At 51.5% G+C, this 17594-nt stretch carries 17 protein-coding genes and 1 tRNA gene; 13 read left to right on the top strand and 5 right to left on the bottom strand.

Going from position 1 to position 17594, the window contains the following annotated elements; genetic code table 11:
* Nucleotides 1-94: 94 nt before the first annotated feature.
* The 8 genes from ACF8PK_RS18140 to ACF8PK_RS18105 all read left to right on the top strand — a co-directional run bounded on the left by ACF8PK_RS18140 (nt 95) and on the right by ACF8PK_RS18105 (nt 9560).
* Nucleotides 95-2023 carry an ATP-dependent DNA helicase gene (locus ACF8PK_RS18140; protein WP_014205446.1) on the top strand — a complete coding sequence of 643 codons (1929 nt, stop codon included), beginning with the start codon at nt 95-97 and terminating at the stop codon, nt 2021-2023.
* 8 nt (nt 2024-2031) lie between these two features.
* Nucleotides 2032-2733 carry a tRNA (adenosine(37)-N6)-threonylcarbamoyltransferase complex dimerization subunit type 1 TsaB gene (gene tsaB, locus ACF8PK_RS18135; protein ID WP_014205445.1) on the top strand — a complete coding sequence of 234 codons (702 nt, stop codon included), beginning with the start codon at nt 2032-2034 and terminating at the stop codon, nt 2731-2733.
* A gap of 59 nt (nt 2734-2792) precedes the next feature.
* On the top strand, nt 2793-3092 hold the full coding sequence (locus ACF8PK_RS18130; RefSeq protein ID WP_038151352.1) for a hypothetical protein: 300 nt from the start codon (nt 2793-2795) through the stop codon (nt 3090-3092).
* A gap of 17 nt (nt 3093-3109) precedes the next feature.
* Nucleotides 3110-3667 (top strand): Slp family lipoprotein, encoded by a 558-nt coding sequence (locus ACF8PK_RS18125; protein ID WP_014205444.1) that lies wholly within the window; start codon nt 3110-3112, stop codon nt 3665-3667.
* Nucleotides 3667-4524 (top strand): alpha/beta fold hydrolase, encoded by an 858-nt coding sequence (locus ACF8PK_RS18120; RefSeq protein ID WP_055466288.1) that lies wholly within the window; start codon nt 3667-3669, stop codon nt 4522-4524. Before ACF8PK_RS18125 ends, ACF8PK_RS18120 begins: the two co-directional genes overlap by 1 nt.
* A gap of 104 nt (nt 4525-4628) precedes the next feature.
* A complete protein-coding gene (gene fadD / locus ACF8PK_RS18115; RefSeq protein ID WP_004726584.1) occupies nt 4629-6326 on the top strand; it encodes a long-chain-fatty-acid--CoA ligase FadD in 1698 nt (565 codons plus the stop codon).
* A 105-nt stretch (nt 6327-6431) separates the two neighbouring features.
* Nucleotides 6432-7547 carry a ribonuclease D gene (gene rnd, locus ACF8PK_RS18110; protein WP_014205442.1) on the top strand — a complete coding sequence of 372 codons (1116 nt, stop codon included), beginning with the start codon at nt 6432-6434 and terminating at the stop codon, nt 7545-7547.
* Between the two features lie 165 nt (nt 7548-7712).
* Nucleotides 7713-9560 (top strand): M3 family metallopeptidase, encoded by a 1848-nt coding sequence (locus tag ACF8PK_RS18105; protein WP_392442882.1) that lies wholly within the window; start codon nt 7713-7715, stop codon nt 9558-9560.
* A gap of 52 nt (nt 9561-9612) precedes the next feature.
* On the opposite strand, the gene minE is transcribed toward ACF8PK_RS18105, so the two are convergent.
* The 3 genes from minE to minC are packed head-to-tail and all read right to left on the bottom strand — an operon-like array spanning nt 9613 to nt 11379.
* The gene (minE, locus tag ACF8PK_RS18100; RefSeq protein WP_004726580.1) at nt 9613-9876 is read right to left on the bottom strand and encodes a cell division topological specificity factor MinE; all 264 of its coding nucleotides are present in this window, start codon (nt 9874-9876) and stop codon (nt 9613-9615) included.
* A gap of 6 nt (nt 9877-9882) precedes the next feature.
* On the bottom strand, nt 9883-10695 hold the full coding sequence (minD, locus tag ACF8PK_RS18095) for a septum site-determining protein MinD (RefSeq protein WP_004726579.1): 813 nt from the start codon (nt 10693-10695) through the stop codon (nt 9883-9885).
* Between the two features lie 21 nt (nt 10696-10716).
* Nucleotides 10717-11379 (bottom strand): septum site-determining protein MinC, encoded by a 663-nt coding sequence (minC, locus tag ACF8PK_RS18090; RefSeq protein WP_038151349.1) that lies wholly within the window; start codon nt 11377-11379, stop codon nt 10717-10719.
* A 201-nt stretch (nt 11380-11580) separates the two neighbouring features.
* Between minC and ACF8PK_RS18085 the strand changes: the two genes are divergently transcribed.
* From ACF8PK_RS18085 to ACF8PK_RS18070, 4 genes are all read left to right on the top strand, one after another.
* Nucleotides 11581-11859: a YcgL domain-containing protein gene (locus ACF8PK_RS18085; protein ID WP_004726577.1), complete on the top strand. Its 279-nt coding sequence runs from the start codon at nt 11581-11583 to the stop codon at nt 11857-11859.
* A 25-nt stretch (nt 11860-11884) separates the two neighbouring features.
* Nucleotides 11885-12856 carry a lytic transglycosylase domain-containing protein gene (locus tag ACF8PK_RS18080; RefSeq protein WP_238819527.1) on the top strand — a complete coding sequence of 324 codons (972 nt, stop codon included), beginning with the start codon at nt 11885-11887 and terminating at the stop codon, nt 12854-12856.
* 165 nt (nt 12857-13021) lie between these two features.
* Nucleotides 13022-13969: a LysR family transcriptional regulator gene (locus tag ACF8PK_RS18075; RefSeq protein ID WP_014205439.1), complete on the top strand. Its 948-nt coding sequence runs from the start codon at nt 13022-13024 to the stop codon at nt 13967-13969.
* 209 nt (nt 13970-14178) lie between these two features.
* Entirely contained in the window at nt 14179-15384 is a 1206-nt protein-coding gene (locus ACF8PK_RS18070; RefSeq protein ID WP_014205438.1) for a NupC/NupG family nucleoside CNT transporter, read from the top strand.
* Nucleotides 15385-15466: 82 nt separating this feature from the next.
* On the opposite strand, the gene folD is transcribed toward ACF8PK_RS18070, so the two are convergent.
* Nucleotides 15467-16327: a bifunctional methylenetetrahydrofolate dehydrogenase/methenyltetrahydrofolate cyclohydrolase FolD gene (gene folD, locus ACF8PK_RS18065; protein WP_055466290.1), complete on the bottom strand. Its 861-nt coding sequence runs from the start codon at nt 16325-16327 to the stop codon at nt 15467-15469.
* A 201-nt stretch (nt 16328-16528) separates the two neighbouring features.
* On the opposite strand from folD, the gene ACF8PK_RS18060 reads away from it, so the two are divergent.
* Nucleotides 16529-16605: transfer RNA gene (locus ACF8PK_RS18060), tRNA-Arg, on the top strand.
* A 197-nt stretch (nt 16606-16802) separates the two neighbouring features.
* On the opposite strand, the gene ACF8PK_RS18055 is transcribed toward ACF8PK_RS18060, so the two are convergent.
* Nucleotides 16803-17591 (bottom strand): competence protein CoiA family protein, encoded by a 789-nt coding sequence (locus ACF8PK_RS18055; protein ID WP_392442875.1) that lies wholly within the window; start codon nt 17589-17591, stop codon nt 16803-16805.
* Between the last annotated feature and the right edge of the window lie 3 nt (nt 17592-17594).

Genomic DNA, 17594 nt, shown 5'->3' with positions numbered 1-17594 from the left:
GTATTCCTGCATATCGGCGCGTGCGTAATCCGATTCGCGCCTTGTGCAGAAACCTGCCATAATCGCGTCATTCTATTCTTCGTCAGCTCTTTCGATGATCGCAAAAACGTTCTCTCAGCAAGGTGCGCTTGGTAAAGCCATACCGGGCTTTCAAGCTCGTCAGGCACAAATTGACATGGCCGAAGCCGTCGCCAACGCCATCAAGCAAAGCTCTCAACTGGTGGTGGAAGCCGGAACCGGAACGGGTAAAACCTTTGCCTATCTGGTGCCTGCGCTGTTGAGCGGTAAAAAAGTGATCATCAGTACGGGTTCCAAGAACCTGCAAGAGCAGCTATTTCATCGCGATTTACCCTTGATGGTTGGTGCGCTGGGGTTTCATGGCAACGTGGCCCTACTCAAAGGGCGAGCCAACTACTTGTGCTTGGATCGCCTCAGTCGCCAAATGGTGGAAAGCCATACCAACGAAGCGGACCCGACGCTGTTGACGCAATTGGTCAAAGTGCGCAGTTGGGCGTCGGAAACCAAAACCGGCGATTTGGGTGAATGCGATGACTTGCCCGAAGACAGCTTGGTCATTCCGACCATTACCTCAACCAACGACAACTGCTTGGGCAAAGAGTGTCCGAGTTATCAGGATTGTTTCGTCTCGAAAGCGCGCCGCAAAGCGATGGATGCTGACGTCGTGGTGGTCAACCATCACCTGTTTTTGGCCGATTTAGCCATCAAAGAAACCGGTTTTGGCGAGTTAATTCCGGAAGCGGATGTGTTCATTTTCGATGAAGCGCACCAGTTGCCGGATATTGCCAGCCAATATTTTGGCCAGTCGGTGTCCAGCCGCCAGATCCAAGAACTGGCGAAAGACATCGAGATTGGTTACCGCACCGAAGCCAAAGACATGCGCCAATTGCAGAAAGTCGGCGACAAACTGGTGCAGTCGGCCATGGATCTGCGTATTGTGCTGGGGGAGCCGGGGTATCGCGGAAACTGGCGCGAAGCGCTGCAATCGCCCTCGATTTCACGCGAGATTGAACGCGTGCTGGATAGCCTCAATTTTGCCATCGAGGTGCTCAAGCTGGCGCTGGGGCGCAGCCAACTGCTCGACACTGCGTTTGAACGAGCCAATCTTATTAAAGGGCGCATCGAGCGCGTGTGCGATGTGTCGATCACCGGTTATTCCTACTGGTATGACACCACGCCGCGACATTTCAGCTTGCACATCACGCCGCTCACCGTGGCGGATAAATTCCATGAACAGATGGAAATGAAGCAGGGGGCGTGGATCTTCACCTCGGCCACGTTGGCGGTGAATGATGACTTTGGTCACTTTACCCATCGCTTGGGGCTCAAGCCCGTCGCGCAGTTTTCTCTGCCGAGCCCGTTCGATTATGAGCAGCAGGCCAAATTGTGTGTGCCGCGGTATCTTCCAGAGCCCAATAGCCCGGGGTTGGCGGACAAACTGGTGCGTATGCTGGCGCCGGTGATTGAACAAAACCAAGGGCGCTGTTTTTTTCTCTGCACCTCGCACAGCATGATGCGTGAGCTTGGCGAACGCTTTCGCGAGCAATTGACGCTGCCAGTGCTGATGCAAGGGGAAACCAGCAAACAGAAGACCTTGGCTGAGTTTATGGAGCTGGGCAACGCGCTGCTGGTGGCCACGGGCGCCTTCTGGGAAGGCATCGATGTTAGAGGCGATACGTTAAGCTGTGTTATCATCGACAAACTTCCGTTTACTGCCCCCGACGATCCGCTGCTTAAAGCACGCATCGAAGACTGTAAGTTGCGAGGTGGCGATCCGTTTGCTCAGGTGCAACTGCCTGAAGCGGTGATCACCTTGAAACAGGGTGTGGGACGACTTATTCGAGATCAGAAAGACAAAGGGGCGTTGATCATCTGCGATAACCGCTTGGTGACACGTGACTATGGCGGCATTTTCCTCGCCAGTCTACCGCCGATTCCGCGCACGCGGGATCTGACGGTGGTGAAAGACTTTCTGCAACATTTATCAGAAACTGCAATAAATTAGAGATATTCATGAGCGCAAAAATTCTTGCCTTAGATACCGCAACAGAAGTCTGTTCGGTTGCTTTAATGGTGGGCGACACACTATACAGCCGCAGTGAAGTGGCGCCACGCGACCACACCAAGAAAATTCTGCCGATGGTGGATGAGGTGTTGAAAGAAGCGGGTGTTACGCTGCAAGAATTGGATGCGTTGGCCTTTGGTCGCGGACCGGGCAGCTTCACCGGTGTGCGCATTGGCATCGGAATTGCACAAGGTTTAGCGTTTGGTGCCGATTTACCCATGATTGGTGTCTCGACATTGGCGGCAATGGCGCAAGGCGCCTACCGTGAACACGGCATGACGCGCGTCGCAACCGCAATTGATGCACGCATGAGCGAAGTGTACTGGGGCCGATTCGAGCGTCAGGCGGATGGCACTTGGTTGACCATTGATGACGAGTGTGTGATTGCGCCAGATGCGCTATGTGAAAAAATCGATGCCGACAGCACCCCGTGGGGCACGGCAGGGACTGGCTGGGATGCATACAGCGATGCGCTGGCAGCGCTGCCTTTGACGCGTCAAGACAGCGGCGTGTTGTATCCGCAAGCGCAGGATATGGTTGTCCTTGCGGCGCAAGCGTTGGCCAATGGCGAGACTTTGGCGGCGGAAAATGCCAGCCCGGTGTATTTGCGTGACACCGTGGCATGGAAAAAACTGCCGGGCCGCGAATAATCCCGGCGATCTTAGGCAAAGGCAGGCGTTAAGGTCTGCCTTCAATGAGCAGGAACAGCATGGTTTCAATTAACGGACTGCCTCCTTCGCGGATCCCCAATACCCATCGGGCTTCCAAAGCGAAGAAGAAAAATGAGGTAAGCAAGGGATCGAGTGAGGTGGCGCAAACCACCAAAGTCGCGACCGCTGTTTCCAATTCGATTCGTCACGTCGATCCGGCGGACATCAATCGAGCGCAATTGCAGTACGACCTGCCGGAAGGCCGGTCACGCAAAGCACTCGAAGAGTACATGGACGTGATGAACCGAGCGCGAAAAGAGGAACTTGCTCAGATGCTTGGGGTCGATATTTATATCTGATCGAATGGGACGTAACGATGAACACTTCTCCAATCCAACTGGTTTTTGTCGCGCTCACAGCCTTACTGCTGTCGGCCTGTGCGTCCCTGCCTGAGGAATTAACCGCCACCAGTGACGCCGTGGTGACCGACTATGCCGCCTGGACTCAACTCGACCCAGCGCAACACCATGAAGTACGTTTGGGCGGGGTGATCGCTAAGGTGACTAATCTGGCCCATCAAACCCGTGTGGAAGTGGTGAATTTACCCGTCGATAACGCAGGTCGTCCCAGCTTAAGCAGTGAGCCTCAAGGCCGCTTTGTCGCTTATGTGAAGGGCTTTCTCGATCCGGTCACTTACGGTGAAGGACGTCTGATCACGCTGGTGGGCATCACCGGCGAGCCTGAACGGGGCAAAGTGGGCGATTTCGAACAGTTATTTCCGGTGATGAATGCGCACGGCCATTATTTGTGGCGCGTGACGGAACGCGTCGTCATTGATGACACTGGCCCTTATCTTTTCCCATGCCGTAATTTCTATTGTCGCCATTTTGATGATTACCCTCGCAATGGCCGAGTGATCCAAGAAGTCAACTAATGCTTCAAGCTCGTAGTTATCGTATCGCGGAAGGCCGTCTCGCCGCCTTGGAGATGGGCAGCGCCGAAACCGCCGAGACGTCATTAATTTTTGTCCATGGTTGGCTTGATAATGCCGCGAGTTTTCAAACGGTGATGCGCGAGCTTCATCGCCTGAATCCCGATTGGCATCTGTGCGCAATCGATTTACCAGGTCATGGTCACTCCGACCACAAATCTGGCCACAGTTTTTACCCATTTCATGACTATATTGACGATATTTACCAGCTTTTGGTTAACTTTTCGTCAAACAGACGGGTGTTAGTCGGCCACTCTCTTGGTGCTTTGATCGCAAGTTGCTATAGTGCCGCCTTTCCTGACCAAGTCGCAGGATTAGTTCAGATCGAAGGCTTCGGCCCACTCGCGGAATCTCCAGCCCTCAGCGTTCAACGATTACGTCACGGCGTGATGAGTCGTCAACGCATTCGACGCAAACCCGAACGGGGTTACGCCAGCTTGGAACAAGCGCTTGAGCGCCGTGTCGCGGCCAATCAAATTGCGGCCGAACTGCTTGCTCCCATCGTCGAGCGCGGCATCGCGTTGGTGGGGGATCAATGGCGCTGGCGACACGACAGCAAACTCAAGAGTGACTCGTTATATCGCATGTCGTGGGAACACGCCCAAGCCGTGTTGGCAGAAATACGTTGCCCGCAGCGGATTATCTTGGGGGATCAAGGTTTTCAACATTTGCAGCACGATCGCCGCATTTCGCCGAACGATCGTCTAGAGATGTTTACCATTCCGGGTGGCCATCACTGCCACCTAGAACAACCTTCATGCGTCGCAGAACTAATTTTTGGCTTAGTTAACAAAATTTAAACAAGTGTTTGAGTCTTTCGTGCTCAAGCACGTCGGCTGTGCTGTAATAGCGTTCATACTCATAACGATAAAAAATACGCCAGCCAATTACGAGGAGTATTACCGTGGATAAACCTTGGCTCTCACGTTATCCAAGCGATGTACCGGAAACTATTAATCCTGACCAATACCTGTCATTGGTTGAAATGTTCGAACAGTCTGTACACAAATTTGCCGACCAACCGGCCTTCATCAATATGGGCTCGGTGATGACGTTTCGTAAACTGGAGGAGCGGAGCCGAGCGTTTGCGGCTTACCTGCAGAATGAACTGAAACTGAAAAAAGGCGATCGCGTCGCACTGATGATGCCAAACCTGCTGCAATACCCTGTGGCGCTGTTTGGTATCCTGCGTGCGGGCATGATCGCGGTCAACGTGAACCCGCTCTACACGCCTCGCGAATTGGAGCATCAGCTTAATGATGCCGACGTGCGTGCCATCGTGATTGTGTCCAACTTCGCCAACACCTTGGAACAGATTGTGGCCAATACTCAAGTGAAGCACGTGGTGCTCACCAGTTTGGGCCAAATGTTGCCACGTGCGAAAGGCACGCTGGTGGATTTCGTGGTGAAATACGTCAAAGGCATGGTGCCGAAATATGACCTGCCGGGCGCGATTTCCATGCGTAAAGCGCTACACAAAGGCCGCCGCCTGCAATACGTGAAACCGTTTATGTCGGGTGAAGACATCGCCTTCCTGCAATACACCGGCGGAACGACAGGTGTCGCGAAAGGGGCCATCCTCACGCACCGCAATATGGTTTCGAACGTACTGCAAGCCAAAGGGGCGTACGGCGCAGTTTTGCGTGAAGGCCGCGAATTGGTGGTGACTGCGTTACCGCTGTATCACGTGTTTGCACTGACCGTGAACTGCTTGCTGTTTATCGAAATGGGCGGCAGCAACCTGTTGATTACCAACCCGCGCGATATTCCAGGCTTTATCAAAGAGCTGCAAAAACATCAGTTTACCGCCATCACGGGGGTGAATACGTTGTTTAACGCGCTGGTGAACAACGAAGATTTCCACGAACTGGACTTCTCCAAAATGACATTGTCCGTGGGCGGTGGTATGGCGGTGCAGCGCGCAGTCGCGGAGAAATGGAAAAAGATCACTGGTATCCATTTGCTCGAAGGCTACGGTTTGACCGAATGTTCGCCGCTGGTGACGGGTAACCCATACGATTTGGCCGACTACTCTGGCGCGATTGGTTTGCCAGTACCATCGACTGAAGTGCGTATCGTCGATGATGAAGGCCATGTGCTGAATTTCGACCAAACGGGCGAATTGCAAGTGCGCGGTCCGCAGGTGATGCAAGGCTACTGGCAACGTCCGGAAGCGACGAAAGAAGTGATCAACGAAGACGGTTGGTTGTCGACAGGGGACATCGTGCGCTTTGACGAAGACGGTATGATCTACATCGTCGACCGTAAGAAAGACATGATTCTGGTGTCGGGCTTTAACGTGTACCCGAATGAGATTGAAGACGTGGTGGCGCTGCACGGCAAAGTGCTGGAAGTGGCCGCGATTGGTCAGTCGCATGAAGTGTCGGGCGAAGTGGTGAAAATCTACATCGTGAAACGCGACCCGAGCCTGACGAAAGAAGAAGTGATCACGCATTGTCGTAAACATCTGACCGGTTACAAAGTACCGAAACTGATTGAGTTCCGCGAAGATCTGCCAAAAACCAACGTCGGTAAAATTCTGCGTCGCGTGCTGCGCGAAGAGAATGATGCGGCTTTGGCTGAGCAGAAGAAAAGCGCGTAACGCACTTCCCTAAAAAATGATGCTACAATGCCGACCTTAACCGTCGGCATTTTTTATTCCCCCGGGCTGTTAATGCCCATCAGGGAGATACAAAGCGAGCCTTTTGTGAATTATCAGATAATTGATCAACTCAACGATTTAGAACGTGTGTGTAGCCTAGCGCGAGACGCAGACGTAGTTATGCTGGACACTGAATTTGTCCGCACCCGAACGTTTTACCCGCAGCTTGGCTTGATCCAGTTGTTTGATGGTGAAAACCTGTCCCTGATTGACCCGCTCGCCATGGACGAGATGACGCCGTTTGTCGAGCTGCTGCAAGACACCTCGGTGCTGAAAGTGTTGCACGCGTGTGGGGAAGACATTGAAGTGTTCAAAACCAGTTTTGGTTGTGTGCCATTTCCAATGGTTGACACCCAGATCATGGCGGCATTTCTGGGCTACGGCCTGTCGACTGGCTTTGCGGCATTGGCGCACGATCTGCTCAATGTAGAGCTGGACAAGAGCGAGTCGCGCACCGATTGGTTAGCGCGTCCACTATCGCAAAAGCAGCTTGAATACGCTGCCGCTGACGTGTTCTATCTGATGCCCATGTATGAGCAACTGCTGGAAAAAGTCACGCAAGCGGGCTGGTGGGAGGCGGCGCAGCAGGAATCGGAGCTGCAAGTCGAGAAACGCACGCGCACCACCGATCCGGAGATGGTTTATCTCGACATCAAAGGTGCGTGGCAACTGAAACCGAAAGAGCTTGCGATCCTCAAACCGCTGGCGACGTGGCGTTATCAAGAAGCCATGAACCGCGATTTGGCCCTCAACTTTGTGATTCGTGAAAACGATCTGCTGACCATTGCCCGTTTGGCGCTACGCAGCCCGAAACGCATGGAAGAAGAAGGCATCGACCCACATGCGATTCGCCGCCACAGCACCAAGATGATCAACATCGTCAAAGCCGCGCTGCAAACTCCGGCTGAACACTACCCCGAAAAAATTGTGCCACTGATGGATTACCCAGGGTACAAACAGCTGTTCAAAAAGCTCAAAGACGAAGTGAAGAATGTCTCGCAATCGTCAGGTTTGGCGACCGAGTTTTTGGCTTCGAAAAAGCAGCTGAACCAACTGCTGAGCTGGGTGTGGAATAAAGACAAAGACCCGGAAAAACTACCCGATGTGATGCAAAACTGGCGTTTGCCTCTGCTCGGTGAAAAGCTCGAAAAATTAGTGTAATTGCGAAACCGGCCTTGGGCCGGTTTTGTCTTTTTTCCCGCCGAAACATCACAGTACATGTGAGTTTACATCCGTGTTGAATCGGACTCGGGTTGAATATTTTTGGCCGCAAACAAGGCATGCCATACTCGTGACGGGTATGGACAACGTCACATAAGGAATCCCATGACAGCGACGCAATATCTCAACGATTTGAACCATCGTTATCTTCATCTCCATCGCGTGAAAGAAGACTTTTTCTGGGACACGTACATGGGCATCAGCGATGACCATGACGGCTCGACTCAGGCACAGACGGCGTGGACACAATTTCTCAGTGCCGGTGAACAGATTCAGGCTATTCGTGACCAAATCGATGCCGCGCAGGCCATTCCGGACGCGCAGGAAAAGCGCAGCACTCTGGCCGGATTGGAAGGTTGGCTGGCGATGTTTGAGTCGCATGCGCTGGAATCGGAAGCCGCGCAGCAACTGAAAGCCAAGCTGATTCAGTTTGAAGCGGATCTGTTTGAGAAAAAACAGAAGCACCCGTTGTATTACACCAATGAGCAAGGTGAACCGGTCGAAGCTTCGCTGGTGACGCTGGCGGCGACCATCCGCACCAGTGATGTGGAAGCGGTGCGTCAAAGCGCGCATCAAGCGCTGCTTGAACTCGAGCAATGGCTGCTGCAAAACGGCTTTATCGAATTGGTGAAAATGCGCAACGAATTTGCGCGGACGCTGGGCTACCACACATTCTTTGACTATTCAGTGGCGAAGAAAGAGAAAATGACCAGCGATGCGCTGTTTGCCATTTTGGATGACTTTGAAGTGCGCACTCGCGACAGTCATCAGCGCAGCTTGAGCGCATTGGCAGCAGAAAAAGGCGAAAGCGCGCTGACCGGATACAATTTCATCTTCTCGTTTGCGGGCGATGTGATGCGCGATTTGGACCCGTATGTGCCATTTTCTCGTTCGCTACGCCGTTGGGTCGAGTCGTTTGGCCGCTTGAATATCGACTATTCTGGCGCAGAGCTCACCTTGGATCTGCTTGATCGCAAAGGCAAATATCCGAATGGTTTCTGCCACGGCCCGATCCCGTCGTTTTACGACCAAGGTCAATGGGTGGCGGCGAAAGTCAACTTCACCAGCAACGCCAAACCGGACCAAGTCGGCAGCGGCTATGACGGCATCAATACGCTGTTTCACGAAGGGGGCCACGCGGCGCACTTTGCCAACGTGAAACTGAATGCACCGTGTTTTTCGCAGGAGTTTGCGCCGACGTCAATGGCGTATGCGGAAACGCAGTCGATGTTCTGCGACAGCTTGCTCACCGATGCGGATTGGCTGAAAACCTACGCCTTCAATGCCAAAGGCGATGTGGTGCCGGATGAGGTCATTCAAGCCATGGTTTACAGCCGTCAGCCATTTAAGGCGTACGAAGAGCGTAGCATTTTGCTGGTGCCGTACTTTGAACGCGCGCTGTATCAATTGCCGGATGAGGCGCTGACGCCAGCGCGCATTACGGCGCTGATGCGCGAGACGGAGCAACGCATTATTGGTTTAGCGTGCAGTCCGCGTCCGCTGCTGGCGATTCCCCACTTGTTGTCGGACGAATCGGCGTGTGCGTATCACGGTTACTTGTTGGCGCATATGGCGGTTTACCAGACTCGCGCGTATTTCTTGGAGCAGTTCGGTTACTTGACCGACAACCCGCATATCGGGCCGCTATTGGCGCAGCACTATTGGCATGATGGTAACCAAGTGTCGCACAACGAGACGATCATTCGTCTTACTGGGGAAGGCTTTAACGCCAAGTATCTGGCCGACATGTGTAACCAATCTGCCGAGCAAGCGTGGCAAAATCAGCTCAAGAAAATTGAAGGGTTGTCTGCGCGCCAACAGGCCCCTGTCGCGTCACTCAATGCGACAATTCGCGTCGTGGATGGCGCGCAAGAGCTGGCGAGCAACGTGGTGTCCGACGAACAGATGTGCGCGCAGTTTGAGTCATATATTGCTGAGCACTACGGCTGTTAACGAAATGACGCCGTCTCACAATGAAAAAGAGCCGACTCAGTCGGCTCTTTTTTTACTTTTCGTCATCCGGTAGCTTGACGTTCAGCTCCAGCACAGAGATGTCGTCATCTTTGTGTTCAAAGGAGAGCTCAACCATGCTCGGATCAATCGCGACATATTTGGCGATCACTTTCAGAATGTCTTCTTTCAACTGAGGCAGATACGTCGGCGCTGGATCGTTCTGGCTGCGACGTTCAGCAACAATGATTTGCAAACGCTCTTTGGCAAGACTGGCTGAAGTTTTCTTTTGTGGTCGGAAAAATTCAAGTAATGACATTGTGCTTTAGCCCCCAAAAAGTCGTTTAAAGATGCCTTTCTTCACTTCGGTCAGGAAACGAAACTCAACAGTTTGACCCAGCAAACGCTCGACCGTGTCGTCGTATGCTTGGCCTGCATCGGATTGGTCGTCAAAGATCACCGGTACGCCTTTGTTCGACGCATTCAGCACTGCTTGGCTTTCTGGAATCACACCCAGCAGCGGCACGTGCAGAATCTCTTCGACGTCTTCCACGCTCAGCATGTCACCTTGTGTCACACGCGCTGGGCTGTAACGTGTCAGCAGCAGGTGCTGTTTGACGGGCTCTAACCCTTGTTCCGCACGCAATGATTTCGAATCCAGAATGCCCAGAATGCGGTCAGAGTCACGCACAGACGAGACTTCAGGGTTGGTGGTCACAATCGCTTCATCGGCGTAGTACAGCGCCATCAGTGCACCTTGCTCGATGCCTGCGGGTGAATCGCAGATGATGAATTCAAAGTCCATCGCTTTGAGTTCATTGAGCACACGCTGCACGCCATCTTTGGTCAGCGCGTCTTTGTCGCGGGTCTGAGAGGCGGGAAGAATGAACAGGTTTTCGTTGCGTTTATCTTTGATCAGCGCTTGGTTTAAGGTGGCTTCACCGTTGATAACGTTGACGAAGTCATACACCACGCGGCGTTCACAGCCCATGATGAGATCCAAGTTACGCAGACCGATATCGAAATCGATCACCGCAGTTTTCTTGCCCTTGAGTGCTAAGCCTGACGCAATGGCTGCGCTGGAGGTCGTTTTACCGACGCCGCCTTTTCCTGACGTAACGACAATGATGCGTGTCATTTAATAATTTCCTTTCGAATTTTAAATGGTGAGTAGTTCAAAATGGAGTGACTCTTCAGTCATGCTGAGCATCACTTTCTTCTGCCAGAACTCACTTTCAATCTGTTCACTCAGCCAGTAGTTACCCGCGATGGACACCAGCTCAGCTTGTAAATCATGACAGATAATTCTTGCTTCTTTTTGACCACTGGCGCCGGCAATTGCTCGGCCGCGCAGTGTGCCATGAATATGAATCGAGCCATCGGCAATCACTTCAGCACCAGGGCTCACGTGATTGAGGATCACTAAATCGCCATCTTTGGCGTACACCTGTTGTCCGGAGCGAATGGGCGTACGGACGATGGTGGTCGGCGCCATTTTTGCCGGCGCTTTCGCTGGGTTGTTGCTGGCGGTCATCACGGCAAAACCGGCTTCCGACGCCAACGACTGACAGCGTTTATCTTTGCAGCCCGTGACACCGACCGGGATCAAACCCGCGTCGCTAATGCCATGTTTGAGGGCGAGAAAGTCGATGTCGCCATCCACTTTCGAAATATTGATCACCACCGGTGCGTTGGCGAAGAACGCCGGGGCTTGCGCCACTTTCTGTTTCAGAAATTCGACCGTGTTGGCGATTTGGTTGTCAGAAAGGTGCAAAACTGACAAAGTAAAGCTACTACCTTTTAGGTCAGGTGTATTAGACATCGTAACGTTGACCTCAATAAACTCTTGGCTACATAGGAAAGAGCGTTGCCCGAGACTAGGGAAGTCATGTTATATTCAGCGCCTAGACGCAGCAAGTCATCTTGCGGTCAAATGAGTGATTTAGACTCAATTTTATCAAAAGTTGATCATTTATAGACAAATTCAGCCGCGACGCGGGTTCAAGACAACAAAAGGCTTCTCATGCTTTGTTCTATCTACAAAAGTTCTAAGAAAGACGGTACCTATCTCTACATCCCGAAACGCGACGATTTTTCACAGGTCCCTGACACTCTGATGCAGATGTTCGGTAAACCTGTGTTCGTGATGCTGGTGAACCTCGAAAAACGTCAGCTCGCTCAGGTGAATGTGGATAAAGTGAAAGCGTCGCTGCAAGAGCAAGGCTTCTTCTTGCAACTGCCACCACCACCAGAGAATTTGTTAGAAAAATACAAAGAAGAAAAGGCTCAGCGCAAATCCTGAGCAAGGATGACTCGGGGAGGGCATCTTGAAAAAATTATTGTCAGTGATTCTGGGACTCACACTTTCCGCACCGGTATTGGCGAACGATTTAAGCTTCGAACAATACGTCGAAGGCCTCAAACAGCAAGCGCGTCAGGAAGGCATTTCTGAGCAAATATTGAGTGACGCGTTTCACGATGTGCAATTTAAACCTCGTGCGGTGGTGGCTGACCGCAATCAGCCAGAGAAAAAGCTGACCTTGGATGAATATATTCCACGTGCTGTGCCTGCGTGGAAAGTGAACCAAGCGCAAGCACTGTACGAAAAGCATTACGATGAACTGCAACGCATTGGCAAGGCGTACGGCGTGCAGCCGCGCTTTATTGTCGCGCTGTGGGGGGTAGAAAGTAACTTTGGTGCGCACATGGGGCGTTACAAGGTGATTGATGCCTTGTCGACCATGGCGTATGAAGGTCGCCGTGAAGAGTTCTTCCGCAAAGAAACCATGGCCGCTTTGCAGATCCTGCAACAAGGCCACATCAATGCCGAGGACATGAAAGGCTCATGGGCTGGCGCGATGGGGCAATGTCAATTCATGCCGAGCTCGTTTTTGGCGTTCGCCGCCGATGGTGATGGCGATGGCAAGAAAGACATCTGGGGCAGCAAAGAAGACGTTTTTGCGTCAACCGCGAACTACCTCAGCCAATCCGGCTGGGATGATAAGTACACGTGGGGGCGCCAAGTGAAGATTCCCAAAGGGTTTGATCACGCACTGGAAGGCCGTCAGGCTGAAAAAGGCAAGTACTTGCAAGAGTGGAGCAAACTGGGCATCACACGTTATGACGGTCAGCCGCTGCCGAAACTCGATGAAGACGTGAAAGCGTGGCTGATCATGCCGGATGATGAAAGTGGTCGTATTTATCTGGTGTACAACAACTACAATGTTCTGATGAAGTGGAACCGCTCGTATTACTTTGCGCTCGCGGTGAGCCATTTAGCGGACCGCATCAAATTTTAACCTCAAAGGGCTCGCAAGAGCCCTTATTGCTGATTACCGATTGCTGATTACCGATTGCTTATCGCTGATTAGTTATGACTGATTACTTATGACTGAATGCGTCTCGCTTTCAGCCCATCCCCAACATCGCGCTGTTCGATGTTGCAAGCCACAACAGGAGTTGCCGTGTTAGCCGACCGAGCCAGTCAGATGGTGATGTTCGCCGCGTTAATCAAACATCAGAGCTTTACGGCAGCGGCGCGCAATTTGGGCGTGTCGGTGTCGCACGTCAGTAAGCAACTGGCGCAACTGGAAGCGTCGGTGGGGATTAAACTGGTGCAGCGTACCACGCGCAGTTTTACCGTCACCGAAGCGGGGGAGTCTTTCTACCGCCATTGTGAGCAGTTGGTAGCGCTGGTGAGCGATGCGGACAACGAACTGGTGAACCAGCGCGAAGAAGTTTCGGGGCTGCTGCGACTGGGCTTGTCTCAATCATTTGGCTCGTTGCATGTGCTGCCTGCACTGGAAGAGCTGCGTCAGCAGTATCCGAATTTGCAGGTTGAAGTGCACCTGTTCGACTACAAGATTGACATGTTGAGCGAAGGGCTCGATTTGTGGATCACCAGCAATGAACACCTGCCGGAAGGTTATATTGCTCAGCGGCTTGCGGAGTGCAAATTTGTCGTGGCGGCGTCGCCAGATTACCTACTGCATCATTCGACGCCGCAATTACCCAACGATCTGTTGGATCACAATTGCTTGATCTATCGCAGTTGGGATCGAGACTACACACGCTGGGCATTTCGTAACCGTGAGCAGCAGTTGAGCATCAAAGTTTCCGGCAACTATTCGGTCGATTTGGCTGAAGCGGTGCGCGATGCGGCGGTGTCTGGGTGGGGGATTGCGTATTTGGCGACTTACCTCATCCGCGATGAATTTCGCACGGGTAAACTGATTCAACTGTTGCCGGACTGGCAAGCGAGTCAAAACATGCCATTTTATGCGGTGTATCCAAGTCGGCAGCATCTTCCGAAGAAAACCTCAGCGGTGATTGAATTCCTCAAGCAGAAAATTGGCGAACCGTGTTATTGGGATACGAAACTGGAACCGTATGTTCGCTTGCCGATGTTGTGAGCGATTATTTCTCGGTCTCAAAACATTTTTTCTATATGGAAAAACAAGGCAAAAGCAAACGTTTAATAAACGTAAAATCAATGAGTTAATCTTCACGCTCATTTCTCCTCTTTTCTGAACACACGCAATTAACAAACTCGAGTTGCGCACACGTTTTCCTGCTATACAATCCCACGCCTTTCCGGTTTCCCTTTTATTTGGATGGCGTTATGTCTTCTCTTATTGGTGTTGTGGCAATCTTGGTGATTGCTTGGCTACTTTCTACAGATAGAAAAAATATTAATCTGCGTACGGTTGCGGGGGCATTTGCGCTGCAAGTGATTTTTGCGCTGTTGGTGCTGTACGTGCCAGCGGGCAAAGAAGTACTGCATACCGTGACGGAAAGTGTGTCGAATCTGATCAACTACGGCCAGGAAGGCATTGCGTTTATTTTTGGTGGCCTTGCGACCGGCAGCGTCGGTTTTGTGTTCGCCGTGAACGTGCTGGGTATCATCGTGTTCTTCTCCGCCCTGATCTCGGGCTTGTACCACATTGGCTTGATGCCGAAAGTGATCAACCTGATCGGCGGTGGCATTCAAAAGCTGCTGGGCACTGGCCGTGCGGAGTCGTTGTCTGCAACTGCTAACATCTTTGTGGGCATGGTCGAAGCGCCGCTGGTGGTTAAACCGTACCTGAAGCAGATGAGTGATTCACAATTCTTCGCAGTGATGACCTGTGGTTTGGCATCGGTTGCGGGCGGTACGTTGGTGGGCTATGCCTCACTGGGTGTGGATTTGAGCTACCTGATCGCGGCGGCGTTTATGTCTGCGCCTGCGGGTTTATTGATGGCCAAGTTGCTGGTACCAGAGCAAGGCACTGTTGATGTGCACGTGGATACCAACGAGCTGGATCTGCCAAAAGCGACTAACGTGGTGGAAGCGGTGGCTGATGGCGCGATGTCGGGGGTTCGTATCGCGGTTGCCGTAGGCGGAACGCTGCTGGCGTTTGTCAGTGTGATTGCGCTGCTCAACGGTATGCTGGGTTGGGTCGGTGGCCTGTTTGGCATCGAACTGAGCTTCCAACTGATTTTAGGTTACCTGTTCGCCCCACTGGCGTGGCTGATTGGTATTCCATGGAACGAAGCCATTACCGCAGGGTCACTGATTGGCAATAAGATCGTGGTCAACGAGTTTGTGGCCTTCATCCAACTGATGGACGTGCAATCGCAATTGAGCGCTCACTCGCAAGCGATCGTCACTTTTGCCTTGTGTGGCTTTGCCAACATTTCCAGCATGGCGATTCTGATTGGTGGTCTGGGCAGCTTGGTGCCTGAGCGCCGCAGCTTTATCTCAAAATACGGTTTTCGTGCCATTGCTGCTGGCGTTTTGGCCAACCTGATGAGTGCGTCGATTGCTGGTGTGATTTTGTCGCTGTAATCGCAAGCGTTATTCGACGTCCGATAAAAAAGAACCCCAGCCTTAGCTGGGGTTTTGTGCATTTACCGCTGAAGAAACGACATCATTTTTGGGTGTGGTATTGTTCACAGGCCAACATGGTGTTTTCAATCAGGCTGGCAACGGTCATTGGGCCAACTCCGCCCGGAACTGGGGTGATGAAGCTGGCGCGCGTGCGCGCTACATCGTATTCCACGTCACCAATCAGTTTACCGGTGTCGAGGCGGTTGATGCCGACATCGATCACCACGGCGCCTTCTTTAATCCACGCGCCAGGAATGAAGTTCGGTTTACCCACTGCAACCACCAGCACATCGGCTTGACGAACGTGGTGTTCGAGATCTTTGGTGAAACGGTGACAGGTGGTGGTGGTGCAACCGGCCAGTAACAGTTCCAGTGTCATCGGGCGACCGACAATGTTGGATGCACCCACGATGACCGCGTGTTTACCGCGCAGCGGAATGTTGTAACGATCCAGCAGCGTGATGATGCCTTTCGGTGTGCAAGAGCGCAGTTTGGGAATGCGCTGCGCCAAACGACCCACGTTGTATGGGTGGAAACCGTCGACGTCTTTTTCGGGAATGATGCGCTCTAACACGTGCGTTGAATCGATACCCGCAGGTAGCGGCAACTGAACCAGAATGCCGTCGATTTCAGGATCATTGTTCAACTGTTCGACCAGCGTTAACAGTTCTTCTTCAGTTGCAGTGGCGGGTAAGTCAAACGACTTCGACACAAATCCGACTTCTTCACAAGCGCGGCGTTTGCTGCCTACATACACTTGAGACGCGGGGTCTTCACCCACTAAAACCACAGCCAGACCAGGCGCACGCAGCCCTGCTTGAGTGCGCGCCTTAACACGGGCCGCAACTTCGGAACGTACTGTCTGTGAAATGAGTGTTCCATCAATATTTTGAGCAGTCATGACTTTCCTTACACATTCGTAGTGAAAATTTTTGCGCGCATTGTCGCAGATATTTTGAAGAACATCTATAAGCAAACGTTTGCTTTGTTCTGTTTTTCAGCACATATTGATTGAGTGACAAAATTTTGCTCATTTGAAACATAATGTTAGACAAAGCCGTTGATTTCACCTTTCTAACTCGTATAATCCTGTCCCTGTAGCGCGCCCTTAGCTCAGCTGGATAGAGCACGTCCCTTCTAAGGATGTGGTCATTGGTTCGAATCCAATAGGGCGTGCCATATTCTATAAGGCCTGACAGCTTATTAAGTTGTCAGGCCTTTGTCGTTTTGGGTGTTTATAGTCGGCTAAGTAGTCGGTTAAGCTTGTAGCTTAATGTAATCATCTGTAATGAATACATAAGTTCGCTTTCTTCTCGCGGCTAGGTATTTGAGACTAAAAATGCAAATCAGCCCCACTGTGAGGCTGATTGATCTATTTAATTAGAGTTTTTCCTATAAAACACAACCATCTCACTGATTGAATTAAATTGGCTACCAACCTCTTTCCAAACACACTCTTCACAAAGAAGCCCTCGTCCATATCTTGCTGTTTTCTCACCACAGCATAGGCAGATAGGATCATTGGTCTTTATACTGTTTTCTTCAACCTCTGTATCTTCACATGGTTGTTCTATGGTTGACTGAGGCCAGCGAAGCATTTCAACTAAGTCTTCCCAATGATTTAAGAGATAGTTGAATACTTCTTCTGAGCTTAATAATTTAACTGGGCTTTTAGATGGATAAAGCTGCCGAGCCATCTTGTGTGTATCCACACTTAGGATTATGTCTATATCTTCGGGGACAGCTTCAGGTAATAAATTACGACTGCTCTCGAAAGGGATATCCATTACTACCGATATGTTAGAGGTTAAGTCTTTAGTGTATGCATCAACTTGAACCCCATATTTGGTACATTCAACCTCCCATTGCACATTATTAAAATCCCACTCATCTAAATCAAAGTTAACTAGAGTTGGGAGCTGTTGCCTTATAATCAGTGCCAATGCAGTAACGGGGGAGAATTCACACTCAGAACTTGTTGTATTTTTATCGGTACGGTGTGCAAAGTGCCATTGGTTGATATTTCCCAACCTCGCAGTAACTGGGGTTCCACATGATAAACAATGACAGTTGCAATCATCGCCACGCTCTACTTGCTCAATCCCCACTATTCGGTTTGAACTGTTACTGCGAGCGAAAGGCATAAGAACTTGAAATGAAGACATATA

Source organism: Vibrio sp. CJQ_6, from assembly GCF_043106745.1.
Lineage (GTDB): Bacteria > Pseudomonadota > Gammaproteobacteria > Enterobacterales > Vibrionaceae > Vibrio > Vibrio furnissii.
Note: the sequence above shows the minus strand (reverse complement) of the source record. Positions and strands in the feature narration are given on the sequence as shown.